Below are 24165 nucleotides of genomic sequence, written 5' to 3'. Positions count from 1 at the left end.
AGCTGGAAAGCATCGCTGCGAGTTAGTCGAAGCGAGCCGGACACTCCCGAGTGTGGCCGTTCGACGTGTGAGACCTGCACCTTCACCAGATTCGGAACACCTACGATAGCAAAGACGCTCAATCCCCGTGTTCTCCGCTGTAGCTGTTACGTGTGGGTGAGGTCCAACCTTCAGGTGGTGTCATTGGTCTAAAGAGTTCGACGAGCAGGGGGTGGCAGGCTGCCGTATCGCTGGAGTGCTCGGCGCTGCAATCACCGCCCGGGCATGCAGACAAGGCGCCCAGGAGATCGATTTCAGCAAAAAATTCGAGGAAGTCCCCTGGTCTCACGGGGCTTGCCTTCATGAAATATTGCCCGGTACCGCGCGTGAAGCCGGTACACATGAAGACATTGAGCACATCGTGCACCGCAGGCTCAACCATGTCGCGCGGGCGGCTCAAATGATGGGCGAGCGCCCGTGTCAAGTTCGAGTGGCAGCAGTGATGATAGTCATGACCAGAGAGGAGCCGGTGCGTATAGGGATCGCACCGCGTGCCGATCACGTCGTGCACGGAGCCGCCCCACGCGTCGAAGCCATACCAGTCGAGAGTGTCCTGTGTGATCGTCGCCATCGGCCGAAGGTACGGCAGAGACGACCAGAGTCGGTCGCCGGTGGATAGGTGCGTGCCGTGCAAAGCCCTCGTCTTGCCGGAGAAGAAGCGCTCATTGAGATCATTGGCTGCCCAGAGGTTAAGGTCTCCAACTTGCGGGCCCTCGACAGAGACGATGCGAAAGAAGCAGCCCGCAGGAACCGCGAAGCATCGCGCATCGCGTGGCGGCACGATCACCTCATCCACCTTCTGCCAGCCCTCCCGCGCGGCGCGGTAGGCTGCAAGGTCGGGCGGAGCCAAACTGTTTACAGGATAGCAGATGACAGGCGAAACTCTGCGGCGCGCTTCCGCATCAAGCGGCTCCGGCAACTCACCTTTCTCAAGCTTCATCCGGCTCTCCAGCAGTCCATCGAACGCCACTCTACAGAGAAACAGATGCGCGCGGCTAGCAGGAAGTGTCCTCGCGGATCAGATCTCTATCGCCCGCATGCAGCAACCGGACGCGAGCCCAAAAGCACTGGCAAGCTAAGCGCAGGCGGGAAGGATGAAGGCGGGCACAGCGTGCCACACGATGACCACGAGTGAGAAGCTGCTGATCAGGACCGTGGCGCGATTTATAAAAAGATCCACGACCGAGAGAGACGAGCCGATGGATCGCTTGTATGCGTCGAGTGAGGCAACAAGCAGGATCGCGGTAGCGGCAAGGGCAGACAGAGTCGCAAGGACGACGGTGATGTGAACGATTCCGATCCCGAAAAGCGTTGTATCCGCCCATCCGCGACCGCAGGCGGTTGACGTGACGCCATAGAGGACGGTGAACTGCGCCGCCCATGCAAGAAGACCGCCGAGCATCGCGACAACCTGCAGGGTCCGGCGGCCACTCATCGTCAGCTCCCGCCCGTCAGCCGAGGAAAGCCGTGAACGACGAGAAGCCCCGCGAGGCCCTGACCCGTCGTATAGTACCAAAACAGCATCATGTTATCGAAGGTCGTGCGCCTGACGGGATCGAGCTTCGACGCCAGCCATCGGGCGATCGTGTAGAGGCCCATGATGAACGTGGTCATCACGAAAAACACCTGCAGCGACAGAATAGCATAAACCGCCGCGCCGTAGGCGTGAACCGAAGGGCTCAGGCCCGTTTGCCATAGGGTCAGGAAGTCGACGGCGGAAGCGCCGCAGGTGAGAACCAAGGCCGTCCCTATGAGGATCGGAACGGGGCGTGGTGCCGACCGCGCATCCCCTCGCAGCAGCCGACTTGCGCGCATGATTGCGAACGCACCGGCCGCATAAAGCGTAGCGGCGAGAAAGGGCCAGACGGCCTCCGGCAGCGTGACGTGCGCCGGCGGCCAGGCACCCGGGTTGACGAGCCACAGAAACAAATATGAAAAGATGAGACAGGTGAAGATCATTCCGCAGACGACCATGAGGACGATCATCGCCCACCAGGAATGATTCATCGGGCCGGTGACATAGACCGGCACTGTAAAGCCTCCGCCGATATCAGCGGGTGGACGAACAGGTCCGGGATCGGTTTCCCATAGCCACCAGATCACGCATCCAACGGCGAGGACACCGCAGATGAAGGACGGAAAGATCAACTTCACCGTCAGAAGAAGAAAGAACGCGGCCGTGAACACGGCAGCGAGGACGGGCTGCCACCCGGGACCCGGAATCTGCAGAATGTACTGCGGACGAGCGTCAAATGGACTCGTAACAAGCGCCTCCCGACCGCCTGTCACTGTTCCGGGCAGATAGTAACGGCCCGCCTCAACCTCGCGAGATAGATTCGGTTGGTCCCACAGAGGCTCGCGGCTGTTGACCGCCGGGATGCTGCGCGTCCCGTAATTGCCGTTCGGCAGCCATTCCAGCGTGCTCGCATTCCAGACATTGCCCGCATTGTTTTCCATCGCGAAACGGAAATTGCGCACCATGTCGAAAAGGAAGATCGCAACGCCCGCGGCAATCATGAACGCTCCAACCGTCGAGACGAGATTGAGCGCGTCAAATCCCATTCCGACCGGATAGGTGTAGACGCGCCGCGGCATGCCGATCAGGCCGGTCACGTGCATCGGAAGAAAGGTGATGTTGACCCCGAGGAACATCAGCCCGAATACCCAGCGCCCGAGACGCTCGGACAACGCGCGACTGCTCGCGACCGGAACCCAGTAATAGAAGGCGGCAAAGAGCGGAAACACCATCCCGCCGACGAGCACGTAATGAAGATGGGCGACGATGAAGTAGGTGTCGTGTGCCTGCCAGTCGAACGGTGCCACCGCGACCATGACGCCGGTGAGGCCGCCGAGCGTGAAAATGAACAGGAAGCCAATGACGAAAAGTGATGGCGTCGTCAGCTTCATGCGTCCCGCCGCGATCGTCGTAATCCAGGCGAAGACCTGAATTCCGCTTGGCACCGCGACGGCCGTGCTCGCGGCGGAGAAAAAGCTCAGCGACATCTTCGGCAAGCCGGTCGTGAACATGTGGTGCACCCATAAGCCGAAGGAGAGAAAGCCGGTGGCGATGAGCGCGAGCACCACGAGGCGGTAACCGACGAGCGGTGTCTGCGCCATCGCAGGCACGATCATCGACACCATGCCGGTCGCCGGCAGGAAAATGATGTAGACCTCCGGGTGGCCAAAAAACCAAAACAGGTGCTGCCACAGGAGCGGGTCTCCACCGCGCGCGGCGATAAAGAACGGCCAGTCGAAGGCACGCTCCATCTCGAGCAGGAGCGTGCCCAGAATAATCGCTGGAAATCCCACGACGATCATGGCGGCAAAGACCAACATGGCCCAGGAATAGACCGGCAGTTTGTCGAGGCTCATGCCGACGGCGCGGGTCTTCATCACGCCGACGATGATCTCGATGGCGCCGGCAATCGCCGATATCTCGATAAAGCCGATACCGAGCAACCACCAATCCGCATTGTCGGCGGGGGAATAGGTAGTGCCCGTGAGCGGCGGATACATGAACCAGCCGCCATTCGGCGCGAGGCCGAAAAAGATGGTCGAGAAGAATACAAGCCCACCGACGAAATAAGCCCAGAACGCATAGGCCGATAGCCGCGGAAACGGCAAATCTCGTGCGGCCTGCATGTTCGGCAGCAGATAAACGCTTGCGGCTTCTACCGCCGGAACGGCGAAGAGGAACATCATCACCGTGCCGTGCATGGTGAAAAGCTGGTTGTAGAGATCGTGACCGATGAGCTCGTTTTCGGGCACGGCCAGTTGCGCCCGCATCATCAGCGCCAGAATTCCGGCGAGAACAAAAAAAAGGAACGCCGTGGCAACGTACCACAAGCCCACATAGGTGTTGTTGACTGCCGTAATGAAACTGATGCCGCGCGGTGGATGCCAAGTGTTCTTCAGCGCGTCGAACTCGCCTTCCGGCCGCGGGAGCGGGTTTGGAAAATCGGAAGGGGCGCGCTCGGCGGGTTCCGGAAATTCCAACGCGCTCATTTCAAGCTCTCCACGTATCCGGCGAGAGCCCGCAGATCTTCGCCCGACAGCATGCCGTAGGAAGGCATCCGAACCCCCGGTTTGATATGCTGCGTGTTGGCAATCCACCCCGCGAGCGTTCCGATGTTGTTGGGCAACTGTCCCGCTCCGATGGTGCGGCGACTTCCCACATGAGTCAGGTCCGGTCCGAACGTGCCGCTCGCCTCGATTCCCCGCACGGCGTGGCACGAGCCGCATCCGCCGCTGCGGAAAAGATCGCGACCCCGCTGCAGAAATGGCGTCGGCGGCTCTCTTGCGCCTTCAGCCTGCGCCGCACGCCAAGCGGCAAATCCGGCGGCATCGACGACCAGGACGTCGAAAGCCATCCGGGCGTGCTGGTCGCCGCAAAACTCGGCGCAAACACCCCGATAGCGTCCGGCGCGTTCGGCCGTGAAACTGAGACGGTTCACTCGCCCCGGAATCATGTCGATTTTTCCGCCAAAATTGGGGATCCACAAGCTATGGATCACATCCGTGGCCGTCACCGAGATGGTGATGGGCTGGCCCACCGGAAGCCGTAACTCGTTTGCCGTCACGATTTCCGGCTGCTCCCGCGAAGCCGGATAGCGCACGCGCCACCAGTATTGTTCGCCGATGATCTCGATCTGCAGCGCGTCCTCGGCCGGCGCATCGACATCCCGCATCACCGTCAGTCCGTACGGCAACAGGAGCGAAAGGGTCGCAATCGGGAACGCAAGACCGCCGTACACAATCGTGCGCCGCCCACCGAGCCATGCTCGCCGCGCCGGCGCGGCGAAGATGGCATAGAGAAGAAGCGCCGTGACCCCGACGAAAATGAGCGCGCCGCCAATCGCGAGAATGATGGTGAGCCAATAAATCCGCGCCGCGTCGGCGCCCGCCGGGTCGAGTGCCGACTGGATGCCGCTGCAGCCGGACCCCGTCACGCCGAGCAGCAACCCGCCCCAGTCTCCCGAGCGGGTGCGCAGCCTTCGAACGAGGCGAGACCGAGTCGATTCCACGCCCATGCGCTCTACATCAAGGTTTGCACGTCGAACGGAAAAGCTTGGCCGTGAAGGATAGTTCCCGATGCTGTGGAAAACAGGTTCATGAAAGCCGTCGTTAGGGTGATCGCGTGGACGACGGCCCTCGCGTCCAGCAGTTCCGCCCTCGCCCACGGCATCGCACCCGATGGCTGGCATGATGTCGGGACCCTGTGGTCCAGCGACCCGTTGGTGAGCGTGCCGCTGATTATTTCCGTCTCCCTCTACGCGGCGGGTGCGTTTCGGTTGCGGCATCGCCTAGGGCGGCTTTTGCCCGGTTTCGGCGCCCGCGAAATCGGCTGTTTCCTGACAGGCACGGCGGTGCTCGTCGCCGCGCTCAACTCGCCGTTGGAGGGAGCCGCCAAGGCTCTGCTGTCGGCCCACATGGTGCAGCACATTCTTCTCGTTACCATCGCGCCTCCCCTGCTCGTGCTTGGCAAGCCCGAGGTCGCTTGGCTCTGGAGTTTGCCCGAGGGTTGGCGGCGCGGACTAGCACATCAGGGGAAACTGCGGTCGGTCCTTTCGCCCCTATCGCCCTTGATGAAACCTGTTCCAGCCGCCGCACTCCAAATGGCGGTTCTTTGGATTTGGCACACCCCGGCGCTCTTCGATGCAGCCGCGGCGACCGAGTGGCTTCATTGGATCGAGCACGTCCTCTTCTTTGGGACTGCGCTGCTGTTTTGGCGGGCGGTCATCAAGGCCGCCGCCGGCCGGGAGGCCGCTGCCGCCGCCCTCATCGCATGTTTCATCACCCTGCTGCAGAGCGGCCTCCTCAGCGCCCTTCTCAGTTTTGCGCGCCAACCTTTGTATCGAAATCCTGGTACCGCAGCCTCGGGATTAACGGCACTGCAGGATCAGCAACTCGCAGGCGCAATCATGTCCATCCCCATGTGCGTCGTGTATCTGGTTGCTGGTCTTATGATGGCGGCCCGTATCCTGACGCCGCCCGCCGCCTTACGGGCTGCCCGATCGAGGCTGACCTCGGTAGAAGTGGCGTCGAGAACATGAATTCGCGCCATCTCCTTCAGGTTTGGATGACCCTCGCCCCAATGATGCTGGGAGCGTGCGGCGACACTTCACACCAGAATGTGCCAAACCAGATCGCCGGTGGAGAGCCCGAACGCGGCAAGTCTCTGATTCATGCTTATGGCTGCGGCGCCTGCCATACCATCGCGGGCATCAGGGGCGCGCGCGGCAAGGTCGGCCCTGCTCTCGAAGATTATGCGCAACAGCATCTCCTGGCAGGTTTCCTCCCAAATTCACCCCGCTACCTGATCGCCTGGCTGATGGACCCCGTTGCGTTGAGCCCCCGCACCGCGATGCCGTCGCACGGGCTGAGCGAAGCCGAGGCTCGACACATCGCATCTTACCTCTACACGCTTGGCGCGAGGCGTTCTGACGAAAACGCAACCAAGCCGCCGCTCCCGCTGGAAGAGCATGGCGTCACAATTGAACTTGGTGCCGCGGGGCAAGCGGGCACCGCATCGCGCACACGCCGGATCGTGCCTGCTGCAAACGGTACGCGCTCGCCGCCGGGTTCACTATAGCGGCGCGATCAACGCGTCTTCTCGACGCCAGCGGGACCGCAGCAGAACCATAAAGGCGCCAGTCCAAAGCATCGCTGTCCCAGCAGCAGGAACGAGGCCGAACGACACGGCGGGAGGCTGAAGAATCCAAATCATGTGCAGCCCGTGTTGCAGAAGAACCAATGCGCTTCCGATAATCATTCCGAAGCGGCTGAAACCGGATGGCACCAGAATGACAATGGCGAGGATCATCGTGGCCAATGCGCCTCCTGCCAAGCCAAGACCCGCCTTGCTTGCCCTTGCCAGATACCAAGCTGCTTCGCTGGGTAGATTGGCCATCCAGACGATCAGGAATTGCGCGAACCACGTCCAGAGGGCCAAGAGTGCCAGTGTCAGGAGCGCCCGCTCCAAACTCGCCATCCCCTGTGGCGACCCTCGTTCGCCCTTGAGCAGCGTGATCAGCATAGCGCCAGCGAGCGCAGCCAGTAGCTGGCTAACTGCGAAAGCGAAGCCGAACAGGCTGAACCACCATTGCGGTTCGCGTGAAAGAACCCAATCATAGGCCGCAAATGTCATGATCGGCGCGAGCAGCACCAACCCGATGGCGCTGGTGTGGCGCAAGTTGCGGGTGCGGATCAGCCAGAAAGCGATGCCGCTGCAGACGCCGAGGTAAATGATTGTCCGCACAATAAAGAAGCTCGGGCTCAAAAAACTTGCGCGCTCAGGGGGCAGGTCCGCTCCGCGAGCCCACGGGAAGAGTTGATCGAGGCCAAAGGCGAGCGGAATCCCGATGAACAGAAGCAATGGCGCAGTGAGTCCCGCGGCTTCTGCTTCGGCACGAACCGGAGCGAGCCATTGCTCTTGCATCAGGTGTCCGATCATCAGAAGCGCGATGCTGCCCATGGCGAGACCCGCAAGGCTGATGAACACGACGTATGTGGCATCGAGCGTGCTGGCCTGATGGAAGACGAGCCCTGCACCGAGAATTGCAAGGCCCATGGCAGCAATGATAAGCGGCCACGACCTTGGCGGCGAAAACAAAGCTTGTGCCGACGTGCTCACGGCGTGCGTTGCCGAGGAGGCGGCGAAGGTGTCGGCGTCCGCGCCTGCAGGTCTTTGACGTAATGGGCAATCGCCCAGCGGTCTTCCGGCGGCACGGCATCCGCGAAGGAAAACATCCGGCCCTTGCCTTGAGTGATCACCATGACGATCTGGGCTGGCGACAATGCACGAAGCTGCTCCTCGAAGTACGAAGATGATTGGAGGAAGCCGCGCGATGCCACCGTCCCGTTCCCCCCGCCATCTGCCCCGTGACACGGGGCGCAGAAGACGATGTGCCGCTCCGCGCCGCGCTCAACGAGTTCCGACCCAACCTGGGGGCCCGGCGCCGCGAGAGCTGCGGCCCGGGCTGCCGCGCCTCTCGGGACGACGCCGGTCGGAACGGGGACAAAAGGCCGCTGCACGACCCGCGTCGAGGCGACCTCGGTTCGTTCCTCGGTGCCGGAATCACAACCGGAAAGGAACAGCGCGGCGGCGAGGGTGAAGATCACTCGCATGCCGGCACGTCCGTCACCGTCACGGGAGAGAAGTCATCCAGGAGCCGCCGGGCGGCTTCCTGATCGAACTGAGGGTCGTCGCACAGGATGCACAGGAAGAACCGGTCCTCCGACGCCCGCTCGAAGCCGGGCACGTCGAAAACAGGATGGTGCAGTCTGGGTAGCCGCAGAATGAGCAGGAGACCCAGGAGCGTGGCGACGCCGGCCCAGAGAACGGTGACGATCAGGGTCGAGGGTATGAAAGCCGGCCAACTGTGAAGCGGTCGGCCGCCGATGTTCAGCGGGTAATCGACGGCATTCATCCAGTATTGGGAAACGTATTGCAGGATTGCTCCCGTCGCTCCGGCCGTGAAGGCGATCCACGGGATGGCCTTCGTGCGAACGCCGAGGCATTCCGCGACATCTCGGAGAGGGAACGGGCTGAAGGCATCGAGCCGCGTATAGCCGGCGAGTTTCAAAGCGGTCACGGCCCTCGCCAAACCTTGGGACGTCTCGAACTCCGCCATGATGCCGTAGGGCGCGTATGATGTCATAACTTCTCCAGGTGCTCGTCATGACGGGTCTCAAACATCGATACGACCGGGAGAAAGCGAACGAAGAGAAGCAGGAGAGTAGCGAAGAGCCCAAGCGTACCGAGAAACAGCCCGGTCTCGGGAAGCGTCGGAGCGTAGGTCCGCCAAGTCGACGGCAGGTAGTCGGTCTGGAGGCCGCCGACGATGATCGAGAAGCGGTCGAACCACACGCCTATGCCAATCGACACGCCGACGACGATTCCGGCCAGCACGCTCCGGCGGGCGAGTCTGAGCCAGAGCAATTGCGGGATGAGGACGCTATAGACGATTGCGCTCCAATAGAGACCCGCGTAGTCGCCGGTCATCCGGTTCAGGAGGGCGTCGCGTGTAAGCCGATCCGTAAAAAATGCAGCCGCGATCTCGTCGACGTACAGGTAGCCGGAGACAAGCGCGCTCGCCAGGACCAGCTTGCCGAGCAGTTCCACATCATGATTGTCGATATGACGCTCGAGATGGAGCGCCCATCGGAGCAGAACGGCGACCAGCAGGACGATCGACAGCCCTTGAGCGAGACCTGTGGCGATGAAATGAAGAGGCTGGCGCGTCTCATGCCAGTCAGGGACCAGAGTCACGGCGAACTCGAAGGCGACGACGCTCTGCATGATCAGGATCAGAGGCAGGACAAGAATGGCTACACCGCGATAGGCGCGCTGATGATAAGCCCAATGACGTACGGAGCTTCGCCAGCCGAGGGCAAAGATACCGTAGGCGCGCTTGACCCCGACATGCCGGGCTCGGTCGCGCAGCGTCGCGAGATCCGGGATCAGGCCGACATACCAGAGAAGGCTCGTGAGAATCGCATGAGTGCTGATTGCCCAGAAATCCCACGTCAGTGTGCTGCGGAACTGGGGCCAGACCTCGAAAGTCGCCGGATAGGGAAAGACCCAATAGAATAGCCACGGCCGCCCGAGATGGATGATCGGAAAGATCCCCGCACAAATGACTGCAAAAAAAGCGACCCCCTCGGCAAAACGATTGACCGCCGTACGGAGATCGTGCCGGCGCAGAACCAGAACGGCTGCAAAAAGACTTGCACCGTTGGCGATGCCGATCCACCAGGCGTAATTGATTAGATCGAATCCCCAGACGAAGGGAACGTTCACGCCCCACATCCCGACTCCCACCAGCGCAACCGAGACAAGCGTATAGCCGAGCAGCAGCACGAGCGTTCCGGAGACAATCAGTGCTATCCACCACGCGGCGCCAAACTGCGCCGATAGCGGCACCTCGGCGACAGCGGTCGTGGAAATCTCGGCGCCGCGGGCCATCGGCTATTCCCCGTCAAGTCCATCGGCTGCGGGATCGTCTCGCTGCATCTCGATTCTCGCCAGATAGGTCGTCCTCGGCTTGGTGTTCAACGACCCCAGCAGCGCGTAGTTGCGGGGATTGCGCTTGAGTCGGCTGACGGCACTTTCGGGATCGTTGACATCCCCGAAAACGATGGCTTGGGTCGGGCATGCTTGCTGACAGGCCGTGACCACCTCGCCGTCGTGCAACCGGCGTTCGCCCACCCGGGCATCGGCTCGCGCAGCGCCAATTCGTTGAACGCAGTAGGTGCATTTCTCCATCACTCCGCGTTCGCGAACGGTCACCTGCGGATTCATGGCGTCGAGCGCGGACGCATAGGGAGTGGCTTGGTAATCAAAGAAATTGAAGCGTCTGACCTTGTAGGGACAATTGTTCGAACAAGTCCGCGTACCAATGCACCGATTATAGACCATATCGTTGAGGCCTTCCGACGAATGCACCGTGGCGTTGACGGGGCAGACCACCTCGCACGGCGCCTCCTCGCAATGCATGCAGGGCACAGGTTGGAAGTACGTTGTCGGCTCTGCCGGGTCTCCCGCGTAATAGCGATCGACCCGCAGCCAGTGCATTTCTCGACCTCTCGCCACTTCTTCCGGCCCGACGATCGCGATGTTGTTCTCCGCCTGACAGGCAACGACACAGGCGTTGCAACCGATACAGGCATCAAGGTCGATCGCCATGCCCCAGGCGTAGTTCTCGTAGGGCCATTCGGGATAAAACGAGGGTAGCGCATCCGGCGGCGATTGGACCGGTTGCGCAGGCCCCGTGATGCGCACGACGTCACGCCCTCGAAGCGCATGATGATGCTGGGTCGTTACGATGGGGATCCGCTCGCCGGTCCGTCTAATCTCACCTTCGGCGATCCATGGTTGGGCTGAGTTTCTGGCCGCGTAAGCATTGAAGCCGATGTCATTGCCGATGCGGCCTGCTTCCTTCCGGCCATAGCCGAGGGGAAGCGTGACGGCTCCCGGTGCGTGGCCCGGAAGAATCCAGACCGGCGCGCGCACCACTTGCCCGGCGACCGTCAGATCGATCCCATCGCCGGAGGAGAGCCCGAGCGAAGACGCGGTCTCGGGGGCCATCAAGGCGGCGTTCCCCCAAACCTGCTTCGTCAGCGGTCTGGGAAGTTCCTGGAGCCAGCCGTTATTGGCATACCGGCCATCCCAAACAGATGGATCGGGGGCGAAGACCACATCGAGCGGGCCCGTCGGCGCTCGCTGGGTGCGGCCCTGGTTCCAGTCGGCTCGTGCCGCGATATCGATCGACGGCAGGGCGGAGTTCTCGACGACTCCGTCTTCCAACGTACGGTTCCAGCGTTCGTCGAAGTTTTCCATCCACCGCTCGCGCCAGGTGGCCTGAAGAAGCGCGCGGCCATCTCCCATCCGGCCTGCCAAGAAGCCGAGGAGTTGTTCGGAAGTGAGCCCGGGTTTCAACGGCATCACCGCCGGCTGGCGCAATCCAACAGTGCCGTCGAAGGCCCGCAGGTCCCCCCAACTCTCGAGGGGGTGGCTCTCGGGGACGTGCCACTGGCACGCGGCCGCCGTCTCGTCGCGGTGATAACCGAGATGAAGGGAGGCCGGGACGCGCCGCATGAGAGCGGGGAAATCCAGATCCGCCGGCGCCGAGTAAGCCGGATTGCCGCCCAGCACGATCAGCCGGGAAACATCGCCCCGCGCCATTGCGGCCGCGAGTTCGACGAGAGTCGAAAAACCGCCCAACGAGATTGGCTCGATGGCGCGGATCGTGGTTCCGAAAGCGCCGAGTCGCGCATTGATCGCCAAGGCGAGGGCGTGGACGCGAGGCGGCTGCTCGCGGCCAGCCACCACGAGGCCATTCGGACCGGCCCGCCGCAGTTCGCCAGCGAGGCGGCCCGGTGTCGGATGGGGCGCAGGAGATGAGATGCTCTCTGTTTCCAACGCTGCCGCGAGATCCTCGACAAAAATCTCGATGTCCCGCGGACGGAGCACGACCCGCTCATCCGCGCGCACGCCGACGAGACTTGGGCGCGTCTCGAGCGAAACGAGGCGCGGCAGCGGACGATCCGGGGTTCGCCGCCGCGACTGATGATCGGCCGCATAGCGAAGATGACCGGGCTCCTCCGCGAAGAGGTCACCCCCGAAGGTGACGATGACGTCGGCTCGGCTTAGATCGTAGACCGGTTCGATCTCACGACCAAAGACGGCGCGCGATCCAGCTCGCCGGTTATCGTCGTCGATCGGTGTGAAGACGTGCCATTGCGCGTTCGGAAGGCTCCGTTGCGCCTCGGCTACAAGCCGGATCAGCGTCGGCGATGTCGTCGGCGGTATGAGCACACGGAGTCCCCTGCCCCCATCCTGTGCGAGTTCGGTTTTCATCAGCCCGATGAAATCTGAGAATTCCGCCCAGCTACGCTCGTCGCCACCTCGCAGGGGACTACTCGAGCGGTCGGGATCATAAAGGGACAGGATCTCCGCCTGCGCGAAGGCATCGGTGGCGCCGAGACTCGCCGGGTGCAGCGGATTGCCTTCGATCTTTATGGGCCGCCCTTCCTGAGACTTTACCAGTACGCCCCGGCCATAGCCGTTCAACTCAAGGGAAGTTGCGACCACCAACGGAATTCCGGGTGTGTAACCCGGAGTGTTCCGGCTCTGTGAGACGAGCGGGGCATCCACCACCGCCTGACTGTATTCTTGGCAAGCCGAAAGCCCACCAAGCGCGAAGGAGGCGCTCATCAGCCGAAGCAAGGTGCGGCGGTCGATGACGCCGGATTGCACGATGTCGGGAAATTCCGCCTCCAGATACCGGCGCACTTCAGGCGCGTCGGCGAGTTCCTCAAGACTGCGCCATAGGCGAGGCCCCTGCTCAGTCGCGAGCCTGGCTCTCAGCGTTCCAAGGTCAAGGATATGTGGTTCACTCATCGCCTCTACCGGTGGCACGTGTTGCAACTGGTGAGGCGCTGGAACGCCTCACGATAAAAGACGCGCAGGTCGTCCGGCAGGTCCATGGCGTGAGGGCCGGATCCCATGGCGAGAACGGCTCCGCGTGGTCGAAGTTGCGGCACAGGGTCCCGATGGCAATCGAGACACCATCCCATCGACAGGGTTTCGGTCTTGACCGTCCTCGGCATCCTATCCACGCGGCCGTGACAGGTTTCGCAGGCAACGCCCTTCGTCACGTGCGCAGCGTGATGAAAATACACATAGTCCGGAAGCCGGTGCACGGAGGTCCATATGATTGGTTGAGAGAGTGCGAAGCTCGACCGGACCGGCTCCAGCACGGTCGCACCGATCCACACCTCGGAATGGCACGACATGCAGGTTTGCGCAGAGGGCATGCCAGCATCGGCGGCGCGCTCGACGGTTGAGTGGCAGTAGCGGCAATCGATCTTGAGCAAACCGCTGTGGAGATCATGCCGGAACGGCACGGGTTGGTTCGCCGGCTTGCCGATATTCCAGCTGCTGCCAGCCCTGGTCCAGATATACGCAAGCACCCCGGTCCCTGCCGCCGCCAGCAAAAACAGTACAATTGTAACGCGAAAAGCAGTGGTGGCCGCTGATGTGAAGAGTTGCCCCATCGCCGGTGCCGCACTTCCTTGTAAAACTTAACCCTTGAGCCCGCGATCAAACTTTGCCATTTAGACAATCGACCTACCGCTAGGTTCGTTCCGGGCACACCGCCCGGCCACGTCAACTTCAGCGAGGAACTATTTCGCACCCTTCAGGTTTACGGCTAAGTTGAACCTGTCGGCACACGCTTGCATGGCATCATGAGATCTCAGAAAGCCCTTCTGCTGACTGCCAGCATTGTCGCTCTGGCCGGTTGCGGCGAGACGGCAACTGTTCCCGTCGAGCAGGGATATGGGCCGAAGCCAGTTCTGCCCGAGCCGAACAAGACACTCATTCCAACTGTGAACATTGCCCCCGCCAAGGGTTGGCCCGAAGGATCGAAACCGACTGCTGCGGCCGGGCTCAGCGTAGCGTCCTATGCGACGGGCCTGGATCATCCTCGATGGCTGCATGTGCTCCCCACTGGCGACGTTCTGGTTGCGGAGAGCAATGCGCCGCCGAAGGAAGGCGGCGGGTTTGATATCAAGGGCTGGGTGATGGAACTCGTCATGAAACGGGCGGGGGCCGGCGTTCCCAGCGCAAACCGTATTTCGATCTTGAGAGATGCCGACGGCGATGGCGTGGCGGAACTCCGCCAGCCCTTCCTAGAGGGACTGTTTTCACCCTTCGGCATGGCGCTGATTGGCGATCAGCTATACGTGGCGAACGCAGATGCGGTCGTGAAATTTCCATACAAGACCGGAGATACGAAGATTGCGGCAGCAGCCGTCAAGGTGGCCGATCTGCCGGGCGGTCCAATCAATCATCATTGGACCAAGGACATCATTGCCGGTCGGGACGGCAGCAAGCTGTACGCCACAGTCGGCTCCAACAGCAACGTCGGCGAAAACGGCATGGAGGCGGAGACGGACCGCGCCAGTGTCCTGGAAATCGACCTGGCCACGGGTAACAAGCGCGTATTCGCGTCGGGCCTTCGAAATCCGAATGGATTATCCTGGCAACCGGAGAGCGGGGCACTCTGGGTGGCGGTGAACGAACGCGACGAGATCGGCAGCGATCTCGTGCCCGACTATATGACTTCGGTGAAGGACGGCGGCTTTTATGGCTGGCCCTATAGCTATTACGGCCAGCATGTGGATGCGCGCGTGGGGCCGCAGAGACCCGATTTGGTCGCGAAGGCGATCGTCCCCGATTACGCCCTCGGCCCGCATACCGCCTCACTCGGACTGACTTTTTACCAGGGCAGCCTGTTGCCGCCGGAATATCACGGCGGAGCCATCATTGGCCAACATGGATCGTGGAATCGCAATCCACCGAGCGGGTACAAAGTCGTGTTCGTACCGTTCCAGAACGGAATGCCCGCGGGTCCCCCGAAGGATCTCTTGACCGGCTTCCTGAACGCAAGTGGCGAAGCATTAGGTCGCCCGGTCGGAGTCGCCGTGGACAAGGCGGGTGCGGTTCTTGTGGCCGACGACGTGGGAAACGTCGTTTGGCGGATTACGCCGGCCCCCAAGTAATACTAGTCCCATCGCGCTCCCGGAAGAGCATCGAGCGGGATCCGGAGATACCGTCGCCCGTTCCCTTCCGGCGCAGGTAACCGCCCTGCCGCGATATTCACCTGGAGCGCATGCAGGATCAGTTTTGGCATGGCGAGCTTTGCGTCTCGCGACTGGCGGAGTTCGACGAACTCATGTTCGCTCTGGGCCTGCTGGAGGTGAACGTTCTTTGTCCGTTGTTCGATCACAGAGCTTTCCCAAGCGGGCTCTCGGCCGCCGGGCCTGTAATCATGGCCGGTGAAGAGGCGTGTATCGCCGGGCAAGGACAAGATCCGCTGAAGGCTGTGCCAAAGCTGCCCGGCATCGCCGCCCGGAAAGTCGCATCGGGCAGTACCATAATCGGGCATCAGCAGCGTATCATGAATGAAGGCTGCATTGCCGACGCAGTAGGTGATAGATGCGAGCGTGTGTCCGGGGCAAAATAGAACCTCAATTTCGAGCTCCCCGAGAGCGAAGCGATCGCCATCCGCGAACAAGCAATCCCACTGGGATCCATCGATGCGAAAAGCTTCCGGGAGATTGTAAATCTCCTTCCAGAGCTTCTGAACTTCGACGATTTTCGCGCCGATCCCCGATCGAGCTCCGGTCATCCGCTTGAGGTAGTCGACAGCAGACAAATGATCGGCATGAGGATGGGTGTCGAGAACCCATTTGGGTTTCAATCCTTCGGCGGAAACGTATCGCAGCAGTCCATCGGCAGAATCCGTGGCTATCGACCCCGACTTTTCATCATAATCGAGAACCGGATCGATAAACGCACATTCGCCGGTCGCCGGATCGGAAACCACATACTGGACACTGCAGGTGCGGCGATCGAAGAACGCCGCCACCCGTGGTCGACCTCCGAGGTTACCGTCGGGTGGAAGGGAGCGGACATCCGAACTCATCCGTCGTTCCTCTGCACGCCTGCATCCGGCAGACGCGAGGCAGCGTGTTCATGCCGTAGGCGCTGAGATGCGGCAAACACCCCGTCTCGGCTGTCGTTCGCTAAGATAGCGGATGAGGCACGATGCGAATGTACGGCCGCGGTGCCTCCCATCCCTGCGGATAGATCTTTCGCGCTTCGTCGTCGGTGACCGAGCCCGCGATGATGACGTCCTCGCCCGGTCGCCAATTGACTGGCGTCGCGACCCTGTGCTTCGCCGTGAGCTGGAGCGAGTCGATTACGCGCAGGACTTCATCAAAGTTGCGGCCGGTCGTCATCGGGTAGACGAGTATCAGCTTGATCTTCTTATCCGGGCCGATGACGAATACGTTTCGCACCGTCTGATTGTCGGCAGGCGTGCGCCCTTCGGCGGCGCCGCTCGTGCTGGCGGGAAGCATTCCCCAGAGCTTCGAAATGCTCAGGTCGGGATCACCGATCATGGGAAAGTTCGGCGCCTGCCCCTGCGTTTCCTTGATGTCGTTGGCCCATTTGGAGTGATTGTCGACGGGATCGACGCTAAGTCCGATGATCTTGACGTTGCGCTTCTCGAAATCAGGTTTGATCTTGGCCATATATCCCAGTTCAGTGGTGCAGACCGGGGTAAAGTCCTTCGGGTGGGAGAAGAGCACACACCAGGAATCGCCAATCCAATCATGAAAGCGGATAGGACCTTCCGTGGTGTTCGCCTTGAAATCCGGTGCCACATCGCCGATTTGCAGAGTCATCAGTGTCTCCTGTCAAAAATGCGCCTGTCCCCAGAAAGCAGGCAATATATCACCGAATGCGCGCCAGCGACATTCGCCGACGGAGTAGTTCCGCTAGGGGGACCCCGTTCGCCCGGGTTAAGCCGCACAAAGTAAGCTAGCGACAGCTTGGCAGCGGTCGCGTCGACCCACGGCACAAACGAGGCCCTATCGCGGGGGCGCCACGCTGTCTCTCTTCACTAGGGCGGTCTCGAGTAAAATTCGGTCGGCTGAAGGGCGCCCATTCAGGAGGTCGATCAATACCTTGGCCGCCGCCTGCCCGAGTTCGCGCCGTGGCTGATGGATCGTCGTCAGGGCGGGTTCAGCGGCCGCCGCGAACTCGATGTCGTCAAAGCCCGCCACCGACACCTCGGTGGGCACATTCACGCCCGCCAGCGTCAGGGTGCGGATGAGACCGATGGCCATTTCGTCGCTCGTGCAGAAGACGGCGGTGGGCAGGTTGGCGCGCGCGATCAATTGGCGGCCGGCGGCGACGCCCGTTTCCAGCGTGTAATCGCCAGGGATGACAAGATCCTGCTCGAATGGAAGGTTGGCGGCGCGGAGCGCATCGCGATATCCACGAAAACGCTCTTTCTCCAGGACATTCGCGGCTGGCCCGCTCACATAGGCGATTCGCTTGTGTCCGAGCGAGACGAGGAACTCCGTCATTTTGCGTGCGGCCGCCCGATTGTCGATCCCGATCTGCGGAATATCGGCGCCGGGAATGGCCTCGCAGAGCGCCACTAGAGGCACGGTGATGTTGGCGGGCTTACCTTTGCCATCCCGACTTTGCCCGAACAGATGACCATTGAGAAGGATGGCGCCATCGACGCGGCCGGCGGCGGTGAAGGCGGCAAAATGAGCCTCTTTGGCAGGTGACCCGTCGAGATCGCTGATGATCATCCCATAGCCGGCCGCGAAGAGCGTTTCCTCGATCCCATGCAGGATCTTGGAGAAGAACGTATTGGCGAGATCGGGCAGAACGACCAAGATCATGTTGGTTTTCTGCGACCGGAGCGAGCGTGCTGCCGGATTCGGCACGTAGCCAGTTCGCGCGATCGCGGCGAGAACGCGTGCGCGCGCTTCCTTGGAAACTCGTTCGGGGGTTGCCAGTGCCCGGCTAACGGTCGCAGTCGAAACCTCGGCCAAACGCGCCACGTCCTGGATTCTGGCGGCACGTTCTCCCGCCCGGTTTTTTGATCGGCCTTTGCGGGCCGCAACGTCGTCCATGGATCGGTTCCTTAGTCCCCTGTTTGACAGATGGGAGCATTGCGGTAAAGTTCGTGTAATCGATTACATCACTTTGCTGCCGTCTGCGGCAAGTGTTTGGTTGATTGCCAAGTCCCGTAAGAGGACCATTCACAAACCGGAGGAAACACATGCCAAACCAAAGCCCCTCAGTCTGATCCAGATCCGGCGCAATCGCGTCATTTGAACGTTCCTGGGCAACCGGAAAACGTATCGATGTCCACAAGGGCGATCCGGAGCAATCCATGGCTTCTGTTCTTCGTGCCGACAACCTCTCGAAATCCTTTGGCCCGATCGAGGTCCTGAGCGGCGTCTCGCTCGACCTGAAGACGGGTGAAGTCCATGCGGTGATCGGCGAGAACGGCGCTGGCAAATCCACCCTGATGCGCATTCTCTCGGGACATCTACAGCCGACGTCGGGTGTGATGCACCTGAACGACAAACCGACGGCTTTCGCCAGCCCCGTCGAGGCCGAGCGCGAGGGAATCGTTCTCGTCCACCAGGAAATTCTCCTCGCACCGGATCTCACGGTTGCCCAGAACCTGTTTCTTGGACGTGAATTGCGACGCTTCGGTTTTGTCGACGATGAGGCCATGCGCGAGCGCACCCGCACCGTGCTCGCGGAACTTGGGACCGCGATCGACCCGGATGTCGAGATACGCCACCTTTCCATCGCCGACCGTCAACTGGTCCAGATCGCACGCGCCCTTCTGGTACCCCACAAGATCGTGGCCTTTGACGAGCCGACGGCTGTCCTTACGCCGGTGGAGGCGGAAAGCCTTTTCGACATTGTCCGACGGCTGAGCCAGCAGGGTGTCGCGGTTCTCTACATTTCGCACCGGTTGAACGAGGTGAAGGCGATCGCCGATCGCGTCACCGTCCTTCGCGACGGGCGACTGGTCGCAACGCGCGAGATCGAAAGTCTGGAACCGATCGAAATGGCCCGCCTGATGGTCGGCCGGGACATGTCGAAGCTCTATCCGGAGAAGCCCGACACCGCATCCGCCGACACCATCATGACCGTTCGGCACATGACGGTTCCCGACTACGTCGACAATGTTTCATTCACTCTAAGACGCGGTGAAATTCTCGGTTTCGGCGGGCTCATCGGGGCGGGTCGAACCGAGTTGTTCGAGGGATTGGTGGGTCTCCGGCGCGCCAAGGGCACGATCACGCTCGATGACCGCGACGTTTATTTTCGCGATGCGCGCCACGCGATGGCATCCGGTATCGTCTATCTGTCGGAAGACCGCAAAGGCAAAGGCCTCCTGCTGCAGCAGGATCTTCGCACAAACCTCACGCTGGCCACCCTGGAGCGGTTCACGCGCGGTCCCTTCATCAACGTCGCGGCAGAGGACGCGGCGCTCGACGCCGCAATCGGCGATTTCGACATCCGCACTCGCCGTCGCGATCTGCTCGCTGGCCAGCTCTCCGGCGGAAACCAGCAGAAGCTCCTTCTTGCCAAGATGATGCTGGCGAAGCCACGGATCGTCATCATCGACGAGCCGACCCGAGGCGTTGATATCGGCACCAAGGAGCAGATCTATCGCTTCATCGCGTCTCTGGCCGAACAAGGATGCTCCGTCATCGTGATCTCGTCCGAGATGCAGGAGCTGATCGGCCTCTGCCACCGTGTTCTCGTCATGCGCAACGGCCGCATTGCCGGCGAATTAGCGCAAGCGGATCTTTCGGAAGACGCAATCGTATTTCTGGCCACCGGCGTTCATGAAGAAAGGGCGGCGGAAATCGCCGCGGGTCACGCATGACCGACACCCTGCTACGTACAGCCGCCGCCAAACGAATGTTCAACCCTGACATGCGCGCGCTCTCGCCCTTCATCGCGCTGATCGTCCTTGCCATTCTGGGTGCTGTGATCAATCCGGATTTTCTCACGGCCTCGAACATCCTGAACGTCGTCACGCGCTCCGCCTTCATCGCCATCATCGCGGTGGGAGCCACGTTCGTGATTTCCGGCGGCGGTCTCGATCTTTCCGTCGGCTCCATGGCGGCTCTGGTGGCGGGCTTCACGATCCTGACCTTGAACAACGGCGGGGCCGAGATAAGCACGTTGATGCTCGGTGCCCTTGTGGCGATTGGCCTCGGCGCGGCCTGTGGCCTCGCAAACGGTGTAATTGTGACGTTCGGGCGTATCGAACCGTTCATCGTGACACTCGGGACGATGGGGATTTTTCGATCGCTCATCATCTGGCTTGCGGCAGGCGGCACGATTACGATGCGAAATGCGGACCTGCGGGAACTTTATCGGCCGGTTTATTTCGGCAGCATCGCCGGCATCCCTGTGCCGATCGTCGTATTCCTCGCGGTTGCAGCCATCGGCGCCGTGATCCTCTACAAGACGGCGTTCGGTCGCCACGTCATCGCGCTTGGCTCGAACGAGGATGTGGCTCGCTATTCGGGAGTCCCGATCTGGCGCGTGCGAACGCTGACTTACATCATCCAGGGCATCTGCGTCGGGATCGCCGTTCTGGTTTATGTCCCGCGCCTCGGCTCCGCCACGCCCACCACGGGGCTGCTCTGGGAATTGCAAGCCATAACCGCCGTTGTGATCGGGGGAACGGCCCTGCGCGGCGGAATCGGTCGCATCTGGGGCACGGTCGTCGGCGCGATCATCCTCGAACTCGTTGCCAACATCATGGTGCTGTCGAACTTCGTCTCCGAGTTTCTCGTGGGCGCGGTCCAGGGCGCTATCATCATTATCGCCATGCTCGTGCAGCGCTCACTTCAGCGCGGGCGATGAGACCGGTGAGAGTCCACCGGGACGACAGGGGCTCACGCCAACCCTCAGGGAGGAACACATGAGAGAAACGGCACTGAAACTGGCAGCCGCGGCAAGCCTTCTCGCAGGGCTTACGACGGGTGCGGTCGCGCAGCAGAAAACCGTCACCATCGGCGTCTCCATCCCGGCCGCGACCCACGGCTGGACCGGCGGCGTTGTCTACCACGCTCAGGAAGCGGCCAAACAACTCGAGAAGACCTATCCGGGCCTAAAGGTCGTCGTGAAAACGTCGCCCGATGGGGCCGCTCAGGCGAATGCGCTGGAGGATCTCTCCGCACAGAAGATCGACGCGCTCGTTGTTCTTCCCTTCAACTCCGACGAGCTGACGAATCCGGTTCGTGAAGTCAAGAAGGGGGGTACTTTCGTGACCGTCGTCGATCGCGGCCTGAAGGACACCTCCATTCAGGACATCTATGTTGCGGGTAACAACCCTGAATTTGGCCGGGTCGCGGGCAAATACATGGCCGACACCCTGAAGACTGGAAACGTGGTGATCTTTCGGGGAATCCCGACGGTCATCGACGAAGAGCGCGTGACGAATTTTGAAAAAGCGCTTGAAGGTTCGGGCGTCAAGGTCCTCGACAAGCAATATGCCAACTGGAACCGTGACGACGCCTTCCGGGTGATGCAGGACTACCTCTCCAAACATCCGAAGATCGACGCCGTCTGGGCCTCCGACGACGACATGGCGCTTGGGGTCCTGGAGGCTGTCCGGCAGGCAAAGCGCGACGATATCAAGTTCGTGCTCGGCGGCGCCGGCATGAAAGAGATGATCAAGCGCGTCATGGATGGCGACAAGATGATCCCGGCGGACGTCTCGTACCCGCCTGCGATGATTGCCACTGCGATGACGGTAACGGCGGCGCATTTCTTCACCAACGCGCCGATGCGCGGCACGTATGTGTTGAACGCTCAGTTGATCACCAAAGGGAACGCGAAGGATCACTACTTCCCTGACTCGTCCTTCTGACATTCCCGGCGTCAAACCCCTCCCCGCAATGGGGAGGGGATCTCTGGAGTTGTTCGATGAAGACCATGAAGGGCCCCGGCCTATTTCTCGCGCAGTTTGCGGGCGATCAGGCACCATTCAACTCCCTCGACGCGATCTGCCGATGGGCCGCGTCGCTCGGCTACAAAGGGGTGCAGATCCCGACTTGGGATGATCGCCTATTCGATCTCAGGAAGGCTGCGGAATCGGACGCTTACTGCGATGAAATCCGTGGCGTGGTGCGTAGCCATGGCCTCCAGATCACCGAACTGTCGACTCATCTTCAGGGCCAGCTCGTCGCCGTTCACCCCGCATTCGACGAAGTCTTCGACGGTTTCGCGGCACCGGAAGTGCGTGGCAATCCGACGGCGCGTCAAGCGTGGGCGGTTGAACAGATGATGATGGCGGCGCGTGTTTCGCGTCGTCTCGATCTGACCACGAGCGTGACCTTCTCGGGGGCCCTTGCTTGGCCGTTCGTCTATCCGTGGCCGCAGCGGCCGCCCGGCCTAGTCGAGACGGCGTTCGAGGAGCTGGCACGAAGGTGGCGGCCCATCCTCAACGCGTACGACGAGGCCGGATGCAATGTCGCGTACGAAATTCACCCCAGCGAGGATTTGCATGACGGCGCCTCGTTCGAACGGTTCGTGGATGCCGTCGGCGGTCACAAGCGCGCCTGCATCAACTACGATCCAAGTCATTTTCTGCTGCAACAGCTCGATTATCTGGCCTTCATCGACCTCTACCATGAGCGCATCAAGGCATTCCACGCGAAAGACGCGGAATTCAACCCCAATGGGCGCGTCGGCGTTTATGGCGGATACGAAAGCTGGGTGAATCGCGCCGGGCGTTTCCGATCGCTCGGAGACGGGCAAGTCGATTTCGGTGCCGTGTTTTCGAAACTCGCGCAATACGACTACGAATCCTGGGCCGTACTGGAATGGGAATGCTGCCTGAAACACCCGGAAGATGGCGCCCGTGAAGGTGCTCCGTTCATCGCTGCGCACATCATTCGCGTGACCGACAAGGCCTTTGATGATTTCGCCGGCAGCGGCGCGGATGATGGCGCAAACCGACGCCTGCTCGGGCTGCAACCTGCGGGCAAGGTGGAGTAGAACCATGACCGTTACGGGAGCCAAGGACAGCACCGTCAAGCGGCGTTTGCGACTCGGCATGGTGGGTGGCGGACGCGGCGCCTTCATCGGCGCCGTGCACCGCATGGCCGCCCGCCTTGACGACAGGTGGGAACTGGTAGCGGGCGCCCTCTCTTCAGACCCGGAGCGTGCACTTCATTCCGGCGCGGATCTTCACTTGCGGCCCGATCGTATCTATGCCGATTTCAACGAGATGGCCCGCCGTGAGCCTCGCCTGAAGGACGGTATCGACGCGGTGGCGATCGTCACGCCGAACCACGCACATGTCGCACCCGCGCGGGCGTTCCTTAAGGCGGGCATTCACGTCATCTGCGACAAACCCTTGACGACGACGCGACAGGAAGCCGACGAGTTGTCTCGATTGGCGAAAGAAACCGGCCTGATCTTCGCCGTGACGCACAACTACACTGGTTATCCGCTCGTGCGCCAAGCGCAGGCAATGGTTGCAGCGGGCGATCTCGGCAATATCCGGCTCGTTCAGGTCGAGTACGCGCAGGATTGGCTCGGCACCCGCGCCGAAGATGCCGGCAACAAACAGGCGGAATGGCGCACTGACCCTGCCCGCTCGGGCCCCGCCGGAGCGGTTGGCGATATCGGCACGCATGCCTTCAATCTGGCGGAATTCATCACCGGCGACCAAGTTGCGATGCTCGCGGCCGATCTCAATACCTTCGTTGAGGGCCGCCGCCTCGATGACAATGCCCATATGCTTCTGCGGTTCTCGTCCGGCGCGCAAGGCACGCTTTGGTGCAGCCAGGTTGCGACAGGTCAGGAGAACGCCCTCCGCATTCGTGTGTATGGAGATAAGGCTGGTCTCGTGTGGCAGCAGGAAGATCCCAACGTCCTGACATTCATGCCGCTCGGCGCACCACCTCGCCTGATCCGCCGCAATGGGGCCGGAGCTGACGAGATCTCACGTGCCGCTTCGCGAATTCCCGGCGGGCACCCGGAGGGATATCTTGAGGCCTTTGCACAAATCTACACCGACATCGCCGAACAAATTGCGGCGCGACTCGAGAGCCGCGAACCGGACCCTTTCTCCCTCTTGGTGCCGACGGTCGAGGATGGAGTGCGCGGCGTGCAGTTCATCGACGCGGCGGTACGCTCGTCTCAACGCAACGCGGGTTGGGTCGAAGTCTGAAACAGAACCCGATTGTCATATCGCC

At 61.4% G+C, this 24165-nt stretch carries 21 protein-coding genes; 8 read left to right on the top strand and 13 right to left on the bottom strand.

The window, feature by feature from the left end; all coding sequences use genetic code 11:
* Positions 1-118: 118 nt before the first annotated feature.
* The 4 genes from FEZ63_RS08985 to coxB all read right to left on the bottom strand — a co-directional run bounded on the left by FEZ63_RS08985 (position 119) and on the right by coxB (position 5063).
* Positions 119-979, bottom strand: a complete 861-nt coding sequence (locus FEZ63_RS08985; RefSeq protein WP_150943478.1) for an urea carboxylase-associated family protein — start codon at positions 977-979, stop codon at positions 119-121.
* A gap of 135 nt (positions 980-1114) precedes the next feature.
* Positions 1115-1474 carry a hypothetical protein gene (locus tag FEZ63_RS08980; RefSeq protein ID WP_150943476.1) on the bottom strand — a complete coding sequence of 120 codons (360 nt, stop codon included), beginning with the start codon at positions 1472-1474 and terminating at the stop codon, positions 1115-1117.
* A gap of 2 nt (positions 1475-1476) precedes the next feature.
* A complete protein-coding gene (locus FEZ63_RS08975) occupies positions 1477-4044 on the bottom strand; it encodes a cbb3-type cytochrome c oxidase subunit I (RefSeq protein ID WP_150943474.1) in 2568 nt (855 codons plus the stop codon).
* Positions 4041-5063 (bottom strand): cytochrome c oxidase subunit II, encoded by a 1023-nt coding sequence (gene coxB / locus FEZ63_RS08970; RefSeq protein ID WP_162419710.1) that lies wholly within the window; start codon positions 5061-5063, stop codon positions 4041-4043. Before coxB ends, FEZ63_RS08975 begins: the two co-directional genes overlap by 4 nt.
* Before the next feature lie 87 nt (positions 5064-5150).
* On the opposite strand from coxB, the gene FEZ63_RS08965 reads away from it, so the two are divergent.
* Both FEZ63_RS08965 and FEZ63_RS08960 read left to right on the top strand, forming a co-directional pair.
* On the top strand, positions 5151-6092 hold the full coding sequence (locus FEZ63_RS08965) for a cytochrome c oxidase assembly protein (RefSeq protein WP_150943470.1): 942 nt from the start codon (positions 5151-5153) through the stop codon (positions 6090-6092).
* A gap of 26 nt (positions 6093-6118) precedes the next feature.
* The gene (locus FEZ63_RS08960) at positions 6119-6631 is read left to right on the top strand and encodes a c-type cytochrome (protein WP_150943468.1); all 513 of its coding nucleotides are present in this window, start codon (positions 6119-6121) and stop codon (positions 6629-6631) included.
* Here FEZ63_RS08960 and FEZ63_RS08955 read toward each other — a convergent pair.
* From FEZ63_RS08955 to FEZ63_RS08930, 6 genes are read right to left on the bottom strand one after another with little or no spacing between them, the layout of a single operon-like run.
* Complete coding sequence (locus FEZ63_RS08955) at positions 6626-7609, bottom strand: hypothetical protein (RefSeq protein ID WP_150943466.1); 984 nt, start codon at positions 7607-7609, stop codon at positions 6626-6628. The genes FEZ63_RS08960 and FEZ63_RS08955 overlap by 6 nt on opposite strands.
* Before the next feature lie 59 nt (positions 7610-7668).
* Positions 7669-8166: a c-type cytochrome gene (locus FEZ63_RS08950; protein ID WP_150943464.1), complete on the bottom strand. Its 498-nt coding sequence runs from the start codon at positions 8164-8166 to the stop codon at positions 7669-7671.
* Entirely contained in the window at positions 8157-8699 is a 543-nt protein-coding gene (locus FEZ63_RS08945; RefSeq protein ID WP_150943462.1) for a DUF3341 domain-containing protein, read from the bottom strand. Before FEZ63_RS08945 ends, FEZ63_RS08950 begins: the two co-directional genes overlap by 10 nt.
* Positions 8696-10006, bottom strand: coding sequence for an NrfD/PsrC family molybdoenzyme membrane anchor subunit (gene nrfD, locus FEZ63_RS08940; RefSeq protein WP_150943460.1), 1311 nt, complete (start codon positions 10004-10006; stop codon positions 8696-8698). Before nrfD ends, FEZ63_RS08945 begins: the two co-directional genes overlap by 4 nt.
* 3 nt (positions 10007-10009) lie before the next feature.
* Positions 10010-12943: a TAT-variant-translocated molybdopterin oxidoreductase gene (locus FEZ63_RS08935; RefSeq protein ID WP_150943458.1), complete on the bottom strand. Its 2934-nt coding sequence runs from the start codon at positions 12941-12943 to the stop codon at positions 10010-10012.
* 5 nt (positions 12944-12948) lie between these two features.
* On the bottom strand, positions 12949-13515 hold the full coding sequence (locus tag FEZ63_RS08930; RefSeq protein ID WP_244622714.1) for a cytochrome c3 family protein: 567 nt from the start codon (positions 13513-13515) through the stop codon (positions 12949-12951).
* A 276-nt stretch (positions 13516-13791) separates the two neighbouring features.
* Between FEZ63_RS08930 and FEZ63_RS08925 the strand changes: the two genes are divergently transcribed.
* Entirely contained in the window at positions 13792-15108 is a 1317-nt protein-coding gene (locus FEZ63_RS08925) for a PQQ-dependent sugar dehydrogenase (protein ID WP_201274122.1), read from the top strand.
* 2 nt (positions 15109-15110) lie between these two features.
* Here the strand turns inward: FEZ63_RS08925 and FEZ63_RS08920 are convergent, their stop codons facing one another.
* The 3 genes from FEZ63_RS08920 to FEZ63_RS08910 all read right to left on the bottom strand — a co-directional run bounded on the left by FEZ63_RS08920 (position 15111) and on the right by FEZ63_RS08910 (position 18045).
* Positions 15111-16034 (bottom strand): MBL fold metallo-hydrolase, encoded by a 924-nt coding sequence (locus tag FEZ63_RS08920; RefSeq protein WP_150943455.1) that lies wholly within the window; start codon positions 16032-16034, stop codon positions 15111-15113.
* A 100-nt stretch (positions 16035-16134) separates the two neighbouring features.
* Positions 16135-16797 carry a peroxiredoxin gene (locus tag FEZ63_RS08915; protein ID WP_150943453.1) on the bottom strand — a complete coding sequence of 221 codons (663 nt, stop codon included), beginning with the start codon at positions 16795-16797 and terminating at the stop codon, positions 16135-16137.
* A gap of 186 nt (positions 16798-16983) precedes the next feature.
* Entirely contained in the window at positions 16984-18045 is a 1062-nt protein-coding gene (locus tag FEZ63_RS08910; RefSeq protein ID WP_150943451.1) for a LacI family DNA-binding transcriptional regulator, read from the bottom strand.
* A 263-nt stretch (positions 18046-18308) separates the two neighbouring features.
* Here FEZ63_RS08910 and FEZ63_RS08905 point away from each other — a divergent pair, with 263 nt between their 5' ends.
* Genes FEZ63_RS08905 through FEZ63_RS08885 form a run of 5 tightly spaced genes read left to right on the top strand, consistent with a single transcriptional unit; the run spans position 18309 to position 24140 of the window.
* Positions 18309-19829, top strand: a complete 1521-nt coding sequence (locus FEZ63_RS08905; RefSeq protein WP_150943449.1) for a sugar ABC transporter ATP-binding protein — start codon at positions 18309-18311, stop codon at positions 19827-19829.
* Entirely contained in the window at positions 19826-20821 is a 996-nt protein-coding gene (locus tag FEZ63_RS08900) for an ABC transporter permease (protein WP_150943446.1), read from the top strand. Before FEZ63_RS08905 ends, FEZ63_RS08900 begins: the two co-directional genes overlap by 4 nt.
* Positions 20822-20879: 58 nt before the next feature.
* A complete protein-coding gene (locus FEZ63_RS08895) occupies positions 20880-21830 on the top strand; it encodes an ABC transporter substrate-binding protein (protein WP_150943444.1) in 951 nt (316 codons plus the stop codon).
* A gap of 56 nt (positions 21831-21886) precedes the next feature.
* A complete protein-coding gene (locus tag FEZ63_RS08890; protein ID WP_150943442.1) occupies positions 21887-22960 on the top strand; it encodes a sugar phosphate isomerase/epimerase family protein in 1074 nt (357 codons plus the stop codon).
* Between the two features lie 4 nt (positions 22961-22964).
* Entirely contained in the window at positions 22965-24140 is a 1176-nt protein-coding gene (locus FEZ63_RS08885; protein WP_150943440.1) for a Gfo/Idh/MocA family protein, read from the top strand.
* Positions 24141-24165: the final 25 nt, after the last annotated feature.

The organism is Microvirga brassicacearum, from assembly GCF_008757455.1.
GTDB classification, from domain to species: domain Bacteria; phylum Pseudomonadota; class Alphaproteobacteria; order Rhizobiales; family Beijerinckiaceae; genus Microvirga; species Microvirga brassicacearum.
Note: the sequence above shows the minus strand (reverse complement) of the source record. Positions and strands in the feature narration are given on the sequence as shown.

Excerpts from the sequence above, each read along its gene's own strand:
- FEZ63_RS08985 (WP_150943478.1), bottom strand. The coding sequence starts at position 979 with ATGAAGCTTGAGAAAGGTGAGTTGCCGGAGCCGCTTGATGCGGAAGCG.
- FEZ63_RS08980 (WP_150943476.1), bottom strand. The coding sequence starts at position 1,474 with ATGAGTGGCCGCCGGACCCTGCAGGTTGTCGCGATGCTCGGCGGTCTT.
- FEZ63_RS08975 (WP_150943474.1), bottom strand. The coding sequence starts at position 4,044 with ATGAGCGCGTTGGAATTTCCGGAACCCGCCGAGCGCGCCCCTTCCGAT.
- FEZ63_RS08965 (WP_150943470.1), top strand. The coding sequence starts at position 5,151 with ATGAAAGCCGTCGTTAGGGTGATCGCGTGGACGACGGCCCTCGCGTCC.
- FEZ63_RS08960 (WP_150943468.1), top strand. The coding sequence starts at position 6,119 with ATGACCCTCGCCCCAATGATGCTGGGAGCGTGCGGCGACACTTCACAC.
- FEZ63_RS08955 (WP_150943466.1), bottom strand. The coding sequence starts at position 7,609 with ATGGGCCTTGCAATTCTCGGTGCAGGGCTCGTCTTCCATCAGGCCAGC.
- FEZ63_RS08950 (WP_150943464.1), bottom strand. The coding sequence starts at position 8,166 with ATGCGAGTGATCTTCACCCTCGCCGCCGCGCTGTTCCTTTCCGGTTGT.
- FEZ63_RS08945 (WP_150943462.1), bottom strand. The coding sequence starts at position 8,699 with ATGACATCATACGCGCCCTACGGCATCATGGCGGAGTTCGAGACGTCC.
- nrfD (WP_150943460.1), bottom strand. The coding sequence starts at position 10,006 with ATGGCCCGCGGCGCCGAGATTTCCACGACCGCTGTCGCCGAGGTGCCG.
- FEZ63_RS08935 (WP_150943458.1), bottom strand. The coding sequence starts at position 12,943 with ATGAGTGAACCACATATCCTTGACCTTGGAACGCTGAGAGCCAGGCTC.
- FEZ63_RS08925 (WP_201274122.1), top strand. The coding sequence starts at position 13,792 with ATGAGATCTCAGAAAGCCCTTCTGCTGACTGCCAGCATTGTCGCTCTG.
- FEZ63_RS08920 (WP_150943455.1), bottom strand. The coding sequence starts at position 16,034 with ATGAGTTCGGATGTCCGCTCCCTTCCACCCGACGGTAACCTCGGAGGT.
- FEZ63_RS08915 (WP_150943453.1), bottom strand. The coding sequence starts at position 16,797 with ATGACTCTGCAAATCGGCGATGTGGCACCGGATTTCAAGGCGAACACC.
- FEZ63_RS08910 (WP_150943451.1), bottom strand. The coding sequence starts at position 18,045 with ATGGACGACGTTGCGGCCCGCAAAGGCCGATCAAAAAACCGGGCGGGA.
- FEZ63_RS08905 (WP_150943449.1), top strand. The coding sequence starts at position 18,309 with ATGGCTTCTGTTCTTCGTGCCGACAACCTCTCGAAATCCTTTGGCCCG.
- FEZ63_RS08900 (WP_150943446.1), top strand. The coding sequence starts at position 19,826 with ATGACCGACACCCTGCTACGTACAGCCGCCGCCAAACGAATGTTCAAC.
- FEZ63_RS08895 (WP_150943444.1), top strand. The coding sequence starts at position 20,880 with ATGAGAGAAACGGCACTGAAACTGGCAGCCGCGGCAAGCCTTCTCGCA.
- FEZ63_RS08890 (WP_150943442.1), top strand. The coding sequence starts at position 21,887 with ATGAAGACCATGAAGGGCCCCGGCCTATTTCTCGCGCAGTTTGCGGGC.
- FEZ63_RS08885 (WP_150943440.1), top strand. The coding sequence starts at position 22,965 with ATGACCGTTACGGGAGCCAAGGACAGCACCGTCAAGCGGCGTTTGCGA.